The organism is Bradyrhizobium vignae, from assembly GCF_004114425.1.
GTDB lineage: Bacteria > Pseudomonadota > Alphaproteobacteria > Rhizobiales > Xanthobacteraceae > Bradyrhizobium > Bradyrhizobium vignae.
The window spans coordinates 24,337-36,372 of sequence record NZ_RDQF01000066.1 but is presented as its reverse complement, the minus strand read 5'-3'; the positions used below and the strand labels follow the sequence as shown (position 1 = coordinate 36,372).

Here is a 12,036-nt window from a genome sequence, read left to right as displayed (position 1 = left end):
GACCCTGAAACGGCGGGGCCGGCCACCAAAAGACGGAGGTGCTGATCACGTCGACGGCTGATCGCCATCCCGCCAACTGGGGAATTTTGCGGCGCCACTTCTGAGGAGATTCCGTGCGCCGTTGACAAGCACACGCTTCCGGGTCTCAGGCGGCGCCACTTTCTTCAACTGATCCCGCTGCGCGCAAAGATCATCGACCTTCGCCTGCATCCGAGACAGCAGGGCTTCCGCCGAAGCCGTCCCTATCCCGGCCCGTTGGAGCTGGAGGATTTCTTTGCGCTGTCGTCCTATTTGCACGCGCATGCGCTCGATCTCCGAGCGGATGTATTCGAGTGTCGGCATATCCAAACCTGGGATTTGTCCCAATAGAACCAAACAAGAACAACGATTCAATGGCCTAAAAACGGCGGATCAGAAGAACTCCCACGCCGAGCAGGAAAGCTGCGGCGACGGCCGGCCAGCCGATCGCCACGATTTTCGTGCCCCAGAAGGTGATTTCGAGAGAGGTGTACATGCCGTGTCTCCACTGTTGGAAACACCCGGCGCCGGATAAGCTGATTTCTACTATTGCAGTGCAGCGAAGAGCATTTGGGGACGCCCACAAAACGAAAGGGCCGCCCCGAAGGACGGCCTCTCTGAATAGTCTCTAACCGAATGTAATCCTTAATCGGGGAGCTCTGACCATCCCCTTTATTTGATCACCGTGTCAGGATGATCTTGATCCGAATGCTTATGAGCATATTGGACCTCGTTTCCGCCGCCAGTGCACGGGCGACTAGTAGATTACGGACAGCGCTGTCCGCAGGCGTCATCAACCACAGCGAGAGGTTGTTCGCCAGAAGTTTATATTCTCGGCGCGGCGGAACTAACTCAGCCCTGCTGGACAAGCAGACCTCGCAATAGCCGGTCCCGCACCAACACTCCACTCCACCGAACGTCAGCGATAAACTCGGCAACGCTGGGCAGCTTTGTCCGGCCGACCACGGTCCACTTCGCGGCCTTGCGCATGGCAAAAAGCGGGAAGTCTTCGAGGTAGTGGCACCACCCCGCCAGCTGCAGGGTGAGCTTGGCTTGGTCTCCCGTGTAGACGTTCATCACGGCGAACATCGAGGTGATGGCCTGCTCCAGCTCGGTGCCGCGCATCTTCGCTGGCTGAAGGATCTCAGAAAGGGATTTCACTGCCTGGGCAGTGGTCAATCTCTCCTCCTCCGTCAGGACCGGCACTGCCGGCGGTCGCTTGCCCGGTATCGACGCCGCTACCAGGCTGTGTTGATCCATGATGGAGAGCGGCGGCAGCAAGCCCCTGGTCAGCGCCACCGACATTTGCTCGGCCTCCATTTGCGGTTCGCGGAGCGGCGACAGTGAGAGCGCCAAGTTGCTGGACAGTCTGATTTGCGACCGCCGCCGACGGCATTGCCGCTGGTCCAGTAGTCGGCAAACTCGTCCCACTCTCGGCTGACTCGCTGGGCATCCCATCCGAGATTACCGTGAGCCCACTCCCCCCACTCTGCTGGCGGGCAGCCGTTGCTGTTTCACAGAAACTCTTCAAGACGGACTGCAGGCGCTGATCCATGTTTGGATGCTTTCGTTGGTTGAGGGGTGTGGGGTTTATCTGTCTCTTTATCTGTCTCTTTATCTGTCTCTGCCTCTGTCTCTTGCGAGCGCGCGCGAGAGCTAGCATCTGCTAGCGAGGCACTAGCAGATGCTCCAACTTCGAGGAATCCACATTCAATCAGTGGTTTGAAGTTTGGCAGGCGAGCGAGTTGCCCGACTTTTTGAATGTATGATGAATTGTTGGGGACCTGCGTGATGCTACCAGCATGCAAACAATCGCTAGCAGCTTGCTAGCATCGTCGAGCATCACCCAATCGGGCGACGTCAAAAAGTTCATAGTGGAGCTTTATCCAAGGCGGCGTTCTGTCTCTGTAGTGTTGGAAGCGAGTCCAATTTCGGACCGTGAGTGCGGGGGGCATTCATGCACCTCTCTTTCTCTTGTTTAGCCAATGCACCGGAGGAAAATGGCTAGGGGGCAAGGGTGCATGCTCACCCCCATGCCGCGGAGTCTGCGGAGAAAAGTCGTATACAGCAAGCACCCTGCCTAGATATATTTCAGTGCTATTTCCGGCGAGACCGGACCAGCTCAATTGCGCGCTCTTCCAATTTTGTCATGACCAATATCGCTCCGACGACGGCAGCGAGCCAACTTCACCTAGCTGGTCGGCGACTCCATGGCGTCGGGATCTCCGTCAAATTTACGACGAATGGATCACTAAAAAGGGCTTCAAATCGGATTGCATACGCAGATTAGCACTCCTCGAAGACTTCTTCTCTGCTCAGACAAATTGACGATCTCAGGTGCTGCACACCAGACAACGCCATTCCTGCACCGCTGTGCCGCCGACGGTCGCTGCCATGATGGGGATCACGAAATCCTGTGAAAGATGCGTAAGCTCAAATGTTAGCATCATAGCGGTGATGGGCATCCGCATTGAGACTCCGAGGAAAGCTGTGGCGCCTACTATCGCGTAAGCCCCCTCCGGTACGGCGAAGCCTGCGAGATTCCAACCAGCGCCGAGCACGACCGAGAGCAATGCGCCGATCGCAAGGCTGGGCGTCAAGAGTCCCCCTTCGGCTCCGGCGCGCAGGGTGCCTGTCGTTGCGACGAGCTTCGCCACCAAAAGCAGCGCAGCGAGCTCCACTGTAATGTTTCCTCCCAGACCGAGCTCTGTAGGCCCCTTGCCATTGCCCGGCAGCTGCGGGAGCCAGATCGTGATCACTCCAATAACGCCAAAAATAGTGAGACACCAAGGGATCAGGCGTGCATCGTGGGGCGCATTGGCACGTGCCCATCTCGCCATTTTCGCGTACTGATGGGCAGCGACACCGATGAGCGGTCCGGCGAGCACCGACCAAACGACTAGGGCCACGCTGATCTGGTAATCTGGGATCCGATACTGGGCTACATCGCCCAGTCCAGTTCGAGCGACCACCGTGGCGATCCACGAGGTGACGATAGCAGGAATGACCACAGTAGGATGAATGCTGCGTAGGAGCACCTCCAGCACGAAGACGGTCCCGGCTAACGGGACGTTGTAGACTGCGGCGAGTCCGGCTCCAGCGCCGCAGGCGATCATGATCCGAGTTTCCCCGGCGCCGAGACCACCGCGACATGAAAACCAACCAGCTAGCAGTGCGCCGATCTCGCGCGGCGCCACTTCGCGCCCAAGCGGCGAGCCGAGTGCCACTGTCGCGATCTGCAGCAGCACATGAGCCATAGTGGTGAGAAAGGGCATGGGTGGGCCGCCCGGCGCGACGGCGTCTTTGATGCTCACCTCCTTCACGCCGAACCGGTAGACTGCCCACCAACCGCATCCGGCGACCAAGCCGCAGCTGAGTAGCGCCGCGACACGACGAGCGGGAGCAGCTGCCATGACGCCCTGCAGAAAGCTTTCGTTCCTAGTGATTCCCTCCAGGCTGTAGCCATACGCGAAATGCTGAATCAGGTGCAGCAACAGGGCAAGCGCCATGCCAGCCAGGCCGGCGCCAAGACCTGTTAAGAGGGTGACGGCCGCGAGGCACCGCAGCGACGTCCCACCGGAAGGCTCCCCTGCTGGCGTTTCGGGGCTTGCGTCGGCAGAGTCGCTCCGTGGTGCTGTAAAGAGCAGAATAGCACTTAGTCGCCGTTCTCGCATGTTTGCCCTTGTGCGAAATCTGTCTTGCCGAGGCGCCTTCTTCCGACGAGAAGAATGTAGTGCCTTCGTTGTCATTCCCCTGGCGACTGTCGTGCGAATCCGAAATTCCGGATCTATTCCATCGCATCGAAAGATCATTTGTTCGCGTGGTTCGCTTGGATCGCAGCCGCGACCAAGATCCAATGCCTGAACTTACAAGACGAGATTATCGGTGTCTGTCCGTTCGTTTGCCCGCAACTCACCGTTCAAGAGAAACTTGATCGCTGAACTCACGCTGCGTCGCTGCCGGGCTTGACAAGTTGGTGTCGGAGCCGCTGCGCTAACCAATCGTCCCTCGCATGCCGCCACGGGGGAAATCAGCCGGGCAGCATCCGGTGCATCACCCGATCGCGGTAGATGAAGACGTGAGCCAGCGCAGCCGCGACATGGATCCCGATCACGACCAGTAACGTCCATTCGGCGGCCTGATGCCAACCGTCGATGGCTCGTCCCGCCGCAGCGTTATCGGAAGCCAGCGTCGGCAGTGGCGTCAGATAGAAGAACGATATAGACCAGCCGCGATAGGACGCGAACAGCCAGCCCGAGATGGTGGTCGCAAGCACGAGCACGTACAGCACCCAGTGCACCGCCTCCGAGCTCAAACGTTGCCAGGACGGTAACGAGCTCTCGGGCGCGACGGGATGGGTGATACGCCAGGCTAGGCGGAGAGCGGTGAGAAGCAGGATCGCAAGGCCGATCGAGACGTGAAATGTCATTGCCGTGCCCGGCTGCATGCCGCGGTGAATGTCTGGCATCAGCCAGCCGATCGGATATTGAACTGCGAGCAGCGCAACGATAAGCCAGTGAAACACCTTGGCAGGCGTGCCGTAATGAAGGCGAGCAGTCATGGATTTTTCTCGCAAGATCTTGCGGAAGCGTGCCAGTTCAGGGTTGGAAGCTCCGCGCGTGCGCGAACGGATTGATCGGTCCTGGCGAGCGCGCGCTGCCGTCGGATGCCTGCCCCGGCACCGCGAATGCATAACCGAGGATGGTTTTCACCACCAGCCGGTCGGACGCCGGCGTCAACCCGTAGCCAACGCCGAAGTTCACGCCAAACTCGCCGATCTTGAAATCAGTCACCGCGAACAGCATGTGCGACTGTTCGGAGACTTTCTTGAAGTTCCCAATTTCGCCGAGATCGGCATAATACTCGAGACCGGCGAACAGATCGTCGCCGAACTTGCGGGCGACGCGCGCGGCCGGCGCAAAGTCCACCTCGCCATTCCTGCCGAATCCGACATCCACGATCGGATTGACGATCAACTCATACAGCTCGTTGCGAATGCCGAGCACGGGCCGAATCTCCAGCCCGAACCGGGTCTGCGAGAATTTCGGCATCTCGTGACTGAACTCGAAATTCACGCCGTAAAAGGAATTGCGATCTGCCGCATGCGGCACCACGAACAGTGTGCGCAGCTTGAAGGCGTCCGAGAGAAATTGTTGATTCTGGATTGAGAACGGCAAATAGAGCCCAAGCTCCCACCAGTCGGTGACTCCATAAGCGAACTCGGGCGTGCCGTTGAGGCTATGGTTGGACGGAATGCCGCCGAGAAATGGCGGGTCCTTCTGCCCGACCGCAACATAGTTGAGGTGCTGTTGGATCGTGAATTGGCCGACATCGGCAATGCCGGCATTGTAGACTTGGATCTCGTCGACGGCCTTTGCGGACTGTGACGAAACAAGCAACGCGAATGCACCGACGAGGTGCAGCGCCTTTGCTGGAATGAGCGGGGGTGGCAGTTTCATTGCGATACTTGCAGCTTAGGCCGCTCCGATCAGGATCCCAACCCCGAGCACGATCGCCCCGCCCAGCACGATCTGGAACACCGCCTGCAGGAATGGGGTGTCCATGTAGCGCGCGCGGATGTAGGCGATCGCCCAGAGCTCGAAGAAAACGACGACACTGGCGATTGCCGTTGCTATCCAGAACGCGTTGGGCCAGCTGTCAGGCACCAGGTACGGCGCGGTGTGACCGAGCCCGCCGAGCGTCGTCATCACACCACAGGTCAGCCCACGCAGCCAGGGCGAGCCACGCCCCGTGAGCGAACCGTCGTCAGAGAGCGCTTCCGCAAAGCCCATGCTGATGCCGGCGCCGATGGAGGCGGCTAGCCCCACCAGGAACGTCTGCCAGTTCTGGTGCGTGGCGAAGGCCGCGGCGAACAGCGGCGCCAGCGTTGAGACCGAACCGTCCATTAGCCCGGCAAGGCCCGGCTGCACATATTGCAGCACGAACATGCGGCGGTGCGTGCGGTCCTCTTCGGCGCGCACATCCGGCTTCAAGATCTCGCCGGTCAGTTTGACTGCAGTATGCTCGTGGCCTTTCTCGGCTTCAGCGAGGTCGCCGAGCAATCGGCGTATATTGATGTCCTTCGCCCGCTCCGCTGCCTTGGCGTAGAAGCGCTCGGCCTCGAACTCCATGGTCTCGACTTCTTTGCGGATGGCATCGAGCGGCAGGTTTTTCGTCAGCCAGATCGGGCGGCGCCGCAGAAATCCCTTTACGTCCTCGCGGCGGATCGGCGGCAAATGCGGACCAAAGCGCTGTTCGTACATTTCCAGCAGCATGTGGCGATGGCCATGCTCCTGCTCAGCCATCTCCTCGAACAGCTTTGCCGAATCCGGATACCGATCCTTCAAATCCTCCGCGAAGCTCATGTAGATGCGGCTGTCCTCCTCCTCGGCGGAGATCGCCACCGCGAGAACCTCACGCTCACTCAAATCAGCAAAGCTCTTCACATTGCACCCTGTTTAGAATCGTTCTAAACTGTATACGTGGTCATTCTTCGGGGGTCAAATCGTCGCGCTGCCGCTTCGCGATCTTGTGAGAACGTCGAGAGCGACCGCGTGACCTACATCGACGGCTCCTGCGGCACAGTTGGCCGGCGCCGCCGAGACGTCCGTGGGCATGCGCGCGGTTGCACGTCGCCGGGGCAAACGCGATCGGGACCACGACGGCCGCAACCGCGCGTCAACCCACGGCTCGCACCGGCGAGAGACGAAACCGGCATCGCACGCCGCGAGCAACTCGAGCGCCGACCAGTCGAGAGATCAGCCCGGCTTCGCGTCATGACCCCGACCAATCGATCCTGGACGAGGCTGCCAACGGCATCGGCACGGAGTTGTCCTCAGCCTCTGCCATCGCGATCCGAAGCTCTTCGGCGGTGCGGCCATTCGGGCCGCGCGCGCAACCTTCGCGAAGGATCTTGCGGCCGTAATCTCGTACACTTCTGATAGCAACGGCTTGCCATGTTCAATCGCCGCAAAGGATTTGGTAGCCGTATGCTCCTCCAAGCGCGGCGCCCAGCCCTGTCAGCAGGAACACAATCCAAAAGAGCGCGGCACGTGGAACGCGCGTGAACAACGCAAGCGCGATCGTGGTCAATAGGCCGAACGCGATGACTGGGAGAGCGCGGCCATAACCTGGTCCGCCGGGATCAACGGTCCAATCGGCCAATGCGCTTGCGAGGGTCTGAGCGATCGCCGCTATCGGCCAGAAGAACAATTCATCGACTGGACGATCGGTGAGCGCACCGAATGCTCCAGTTTTGCGGTAGCAAATCACAAACGATATCACGAGCAACGGAACGATTTGCAGGCTCGCAGCGGCATCACCAAGGCCCAAGGCTTCGTCAATTGTCCGCGCTAGCACCGCGCTGAGCACGCCCGCCGCGAACATGGCTGACCAGAAGGTCGCACGCCGAAACTGTCGTGTTGCGGCTCGCAACACGAGTGCACCACTAAAACAAAGCAGCAATGCAACAATCACACGTCCGGAGCGATGCAAGTAGATTCGGTTGAGCGCCTCGCCCAGAATCCCGCCGCCGGCCGCGGCGAGAACCCTGTTTCTCCAGAACGCAATCGTGACATCCGGAACCGCGTCGGTCCCCTCAGACGACACCCGATTGCGCGCCAGTGCTCTCTCAACTCTACTATACAATATCATTGGCAAGCCTGGTCCTCTCCACCGCTGAGGTCGAGCGACGATACATAGTCATGCTGCAATCTGCGTCTTCGCTGACGGCACCCGAGAGCGACGCTGATGCCCAAACCAGTGGCTGACCTTGTCGAGATAGATGTAGACGACCGAAGTCGTGAACAGCGTCAGCAACTGTGAGACGATCAGGCCGCCAACAATTGCGAAACCGAGAGGCTGCCTCAATTCCGAGCCCGTACCTGTGCCGACCATCAATGGGACACCTCCGAGCAGCGCGCACATCGTCGTCATAAGGATCGGACGGAATCTGATCTTGCAAGCTTCCAACGCCGATTCCTCGGCTGTGAGGCCCCTGTGACGCTCGGCGTCGAGAGCAAAGTCGATCAGCATGATGCCGTTCTTTTGCACAATGCCAATCAGGAGGATAATTCCGATCAATCCGATGACATCGAGCCCGAATCCGAATGCAGAAAGCGCCAAGAGAGCGCCCAATCCCGCAGATGGCAGCGTCGAAAGGATTGTGATCGGGTGGATCGCGCTCTCATAGAGCATACCCAGGATCAAATACACGGCGATAATCGCGGCAACGATCAGGATCGGAGTGCTCGCCAGCGACGACTGAAACGCTTGCGCGTTGCCTTGGAAGCTCGTGACAACAGTAGAGGGCATATGCAGATCGGAGGCCGCTTTCTGCACGGCAGCAACGGCGGTGCCCACCGCCGCGCCAGGTGCGAGATTGAAGCTCAGGGTGACGGAGGGAAACTGGCTCTGATGGTTGACCGCGAGCGGCGCCGCGCCGTAGCCGATCGACGCGAACTGGCTCAAGGGGACCATCGATCCCGCGGACGAGCGGACATAGATCCGGTTCAGCGCGTAAGGCCCAAGCTGGAATGACGGATCAGCCTCGAGGACGACATAATAAGTGTTCAGCGTCGTAAAGATCTGGGCGACGTGCCGTTGGCCGAAGGCATCATAAAGCGTGTTGTCCACTGCCGCCGGATCGATCCCCAGGCGCGAAGCCGCATCCCGGTCGATCTGGACTTTAAGCTGGCGGGCAGCATTCGCCTGGTCGCTGGCAACATCCGCCAGCACCGGCAACGTTTTTAACTTGGCAAACAACCTAGCGGCCCAGCTGTTGAGCTCGTCCTGGTTAACATCCGTCAGCGTGAACTGATATTGCGTTTTCGACAGCCGGCTTGCCAGATTGATGTCCTGCGTTGCCTGCATGAAGACCTGGATGCCCTTGAGCGCCTGCAGCTTGGCATCGAGCTGTCGGATAATCTCGTCTGCCGAGTATTTTCTCTGCTCCCGCGGCTTGAGGAGTACGAAAAGACGGCCGTTGTTCTCGGTAACGGTCGGACCGCCGGGCCCGATATACCCCGTTGCGTTCGCAACTGAAGGATCCTTGGAGATGATGTCAATGACGCTACGCTGCAGCTCTGCCATCTGGCTCGGCGATACGTCCGCCGAGGCCTCCGTGATGCCTGCAATCATTCCGGTATCCTGCTGGGGGAAGAATCCCTTCGGAATCGCGACGAAGAGCACGCCGGTTGCCGCGATACTGGCGAGCATCACCGCCATGGTCACGGGCTTGAAGCGCAGGGCAAGGCGCAGCACGGCCTCGTAGCCGGCCTGCATCACAACAAAACCGCGTTCGAGACCGCGCGATAAGGCACCCGGGTTGGCATCATGCGCTGAACCAAGAAGGTAGACGCACATCATCGGCGTCAGCGTGACTGAAACAATCACCGACACTGCGATGGCGACGCACACCGTCACCGCGAACTCCTGGAACATGCGGCCGATGATGCCGCCCATCAGGAGCAGCGGAATGAATACCGCAACGAGGGATATCGATATCGAAATAATCGTGAAGCCGATCTCGCCTGCGCCTTTGAGCGCGGCCTCAAGCGGCGGCATCCCCTCTTCGATATGCCGCGAAATATTCTCGATCATCACGATAGCATCGTCCACGACGAAACCCACTGCGATCGAAAGTCCCATCAGCGACAGATTGTCGAGGCTGTACTTGAGGAGGTACATCACCCCGAAAGTGCCGATCAACGATATCGGGACCGAGATGCCCGGGATGATGGTGGCCCATAGGTTGCGCAGGAACAGGAAGATCACGCCGACAACCAAGACGATGGTCAGCACAAGCGTGAACTGAACGTCGGTGACGCTGGCTCGGATCGTCTGGGTGCGGTCCGACGCGATCTGGACCTTGATATCGGACGGCAGGCTGGCAATCAGTTGCGGAAGGATATGCTTGATTTGGTCAACCGTGCTGATGACGTTCGCCCCGGGCTGGCGCTGGATCGCGAGAACGATCGAGGGCTTGTCGTTGAACCAGCCGTGCAAGGTGATGTCTTCGGCCCCGACGATCGCACGGCCAACGTCCCGAAGACGGACAGGCGCGCCATTCCGATAGGCGATAATGAGGTCCTCATAATCTTTGGCCGTCAGGACCTGATCATTGGTGGCAAGCGTATAGGATTGCTGAGCTCCATAAAGCACACCTTTCGGCTGGTTGACCGTGACGACGCCAAGGGTCGCGCGCAACTGCTCGAGATCGAGCCCTGCTGCGGCGAGCTTTGCCGGATTCACCTGAACCCGGATCGAAGGCTTTTGAGCGCCGCCGATAGTCACGAGCGACACGCCCGGGACCTGCGACAGTTTCTGCGCCAGGATGCTGTCCGCGTAATCATTGACCTTGGTCAGCGGCTCGGTATCGGACATTAGCGCGATCAGGAGCACCGGCACGTCAGCAGGATTGATCTTTCGGAAGATCGGCGGAGACGGCATGTTCTTGGGCAGTTGCCCGGACGCCGCGTTGATCGCGGCCTGCACGTCCTGAGCCGCCGCGTCGGTACTGCGGTTGACTGCGAACTGCAGCGTGATCTGGGTGTTGCCAAGGCCGCTGCTGGATGTCATTCCGGTGAGGCCCGCGATCTGACCGAACTGGCGTTCCAGGGGGGTCGCTACCGACGAGCCCATCGTCTGCGGGTCGGCACCCGGCAATTGCGCCGTAACCTGAATTGTCGGCGTATCCACGGTCGGTAATGCCGAGACTGGGAGCTTGAAGAAGGCGATCGTGCCGATCAGCGTGATCCCGATCGTCAGGAACGCGGTCGCGATGGGCTTGCGGATAAAACCGTGCGAAACATTCATGGCAGCATCCCCGCACTTGCTGTGGTGGCGTCCTGCACACGGCTGCCTTGGCTGACTGGAACGATGTCGACCGTCGTGCCCTCGCTGAGCCGATATTGGCCGGCGGTGACGACCGTCTCATCCGGGGCGAGCCCCTGTTCGATCAGCACCCTGCCCGCCCGCGAGGGTCCGGCAATAACGCTTCGTGCCGTCACCTTGTGGTCAGCCCCAACGACATAGACAAACGCACCGTTCGGGCCCTGCTGGACCGCCGTCAGCGGCACAGTTATCGCATTCTTTCGGACGGCAATCGCCAGATGCATGTTGATGAAGGCACCCGGCCAGAGCGTCCGGTTCGTATTGGGAAATGAAGCCTTCAGGCGCACGGTACCAGTCGAACTGTCGACTTGGTTGTCGATCAGCAGCAGCCTGCCATGATCGAGCTTGTGCCGGTTCGACGCGTCGTAAGCGTCGACTGCCGCCTCCCCGGACGCAATCGCCTTCTGCACGTTCGGGATTTCGGTCGAGGGCAGCGTGAAGATCACCCCGATGGGTTGCAGCTGTGTAAGAACCACAAGCCCGTTCGCATCCGACGGTTGGACGACGTTGCCGGGGTCGATGCGGCGAATCCCCGTTACGCCATCGAACGGCGCCGTGATGGTCGTGAAGCTCAATTGGGCTTCCGCAGCTTCAAGTGCAGCGCGATCAAGCTGGATGGTGCCCTCGCCCTGTGCGACCTGCGAATTCTCCGTGTCAAGCTGTTGCTGAGTGGCGAAGCCTCGATCCGCCAGCGGCTGCGTGCGCGCGAGGTTTGCCTTTGAGTTCTTCAGCGCGGCCTCGTCGCGCGCCAGTGCGGCCTTCGCCTGATCGACCTGGGCCTTGTACACACGTGGATCGATCCTGGCCAGCACCTGGCCGCGCTGTACCTCCTGCCCTTCGACAAAGTCGACGCTCTCGAGCGTGCCCTGCACCTGCGTCCGTATGACCGCAGTATTGAGCGGTGTCGCGGTGCCGAGGCCTTCAACAACGATCGGCACATCTGACTGCATTGCGCTGGCTGCGGCGACGGGAACCGCAGGCGGCGCCTTCGCAGCGCCAATGGGCTCGCCCACTGTGCTGCCAACGGCGGGGCTCGGCTGGTAGCGAAAATACGCCCCGAGCGCGATTGAGGCCAGGACCAGCCCAGCCGCGCTGCCCGCCTTGATGCGTCGCGTAAGCATGCGG

General features: G+C 60.0%; 9 protein-coding genes. All 9 read right to left on the bottom strand.

Annotation, left to right across the window (positions count from 1 at the left end):
• Positions 1-45: 45 nt before the first annotated feature.
• Complete coding sequence (locus tag EAV90_RS34150; protein WP_129145913.1) at positions 46-342, bottom strand: hypothetical protein; 297 nt, start codon at positions 340-342, stop codon at positions 46-48.
• 528 nt (positions 343-870) lie between these two features.
• Positions 871-1,323 (bottom strand): hypothetical protein, encoded by a 453-nt coding sequence (locus tag EAV90_RS34145; protein ID WP_129145912.1) that lies wholly within the window; start codon positions 1,321-1,323, stop codon positions 871-873.
• A gap of 1,028 nt (positions 1,324-2,351) precedes the next feature.
• Entirely contained in the window at positions 2,352-3,527 is a 1,176-nt protein-coding gene (locus EAV90_RS34140) for a chloride channel protein (protein ID WP_208738565.1), read from the bottom strand.
• A 521-nt stretch (positions 3,528-4,048) separates the two neighbouring features.
• On the bottom strand, positions 4,049-4,579 hold the full coding sequence (locus EAV90_RS34135) for a cytochrome b (protein WP_129145910.1): 531 nt from the start codon (positions 4,577-4,579) through the stop codon (positions 4,049-4,051).
• A gap of 37 nt (positions 4,580-4,616) precedes the next feature.
• Complete coding sequence (locus EAV90_RS34130) at positions 4,617-5,477, bottom strand: hypothetical protein (RefSeq protein WP_129145909.1); 861 nt, start codon at positions 5,475-5,477, stop codon at positions 4,617-4,619.
• Between the two features lie 15 nt (positions 5,478-5,492).
• Complete coding sequence (gene mbfA, locus EAV90_RS34125; RefSeq protein WP_129145908.1) at positions 5,493-6,464, bottom strand: iron exporter MbfA; 972 nt, start codon at positions 6,462-6,464, stop codon at positions 5,493-5,495.
• A gap of 514 nt (positions 6,465-6,978) precedes the next feature.
• On the bottom strand, positions 6,979-7,626 hold the full coding sequence (locus EAV90_RS34120) for a hypothetical protein (protein WP_129145907.1): 648 nt from the start codon (positions 7,624-7,626) through the stop codon (positions 6,979-6,981).
• Positions 7,627-7,719: 93 nt separating this feature from the next.
• Positions 7,720-10,833, bottom strand: coding sequence for an efflux RND transporter permease subunit (locus EAV90_RS34115; protein WP_129145906.1), 3,114 nt, complete (start codon positions 10,831-10,833; stop codon positions 7,720-7,722).
• Positions 10,830-12,032 (bottom strand): efflux RND transporter periplasmic adaptor subunit, encoded by a 1,203-nt coding sequence (locus EAV90_RS34110; RefSeq protein ID WP_245509679.1) that lies wholly within the window; start codon positions 12,030-12,032, stop codon positions 10,830-10,832. Before EAV90_RS34110 ends, EAV90_RS34115 begins: the two co-directional genes overlap by 4 nt.
• Between the last annotated feature and the right edge of the window lie 4 nt (positions 12,033-12,036).

Bases quoted from the DNA above. Each gene is read 5' to 3' on its own strand.
- EAV90_RS34150 (WP_129145913.1), bottom strand. From the start codon at position 342: ATGCCGACACTCGAATACATCCGCTCGGAGATCGAGCGCATGCGCGTG.
- EAV90_RS34135 (WP_129145910.1), bottom strand. From the start codon at position 4,579: ATGACTGCTCGCCTTCATTACGGCACGCCTGCCAAGGTGTTTCACTGG.
- EAV90_RS34110 (WP_245509679.1), bottom strand. From the start codon at position 12,032: ATGCTTACGCGACGCATCAAGGCGGGCAGCGCGGCTGGGCTGGTCCTG.
- EAV90_RS34115 (WP_129145906.1), bottom strand. From the start codon at position 10,833: ATGAATGTTTCGCACGGTTTTATCCGCAAGCCCATCGCGACCGCGTTC.
- EAV90_RS34145 (WP_129145912.1), bottom strand. From the start codon at position 1,323: ATGTCGGTGGCGCTGACCAGGGGCTTGCTGCCGCCGCTCTCCATCATG.
- EAV90_RS34140 (WP_208738565.1), bottom strand. From the start codon at position 3,527: ATGGCGCTTGCCCTGTTGCTGCACCTGATTCAGCATTTCGCGTATGGC.
- EAV90_RS34130 (WP_129145909.1), bottom strand. From the start codon at position 5,477: ATGAAACTGCCACCCCCGCTCATTCCAGCAAAGGCGCTGCACCTCGTC.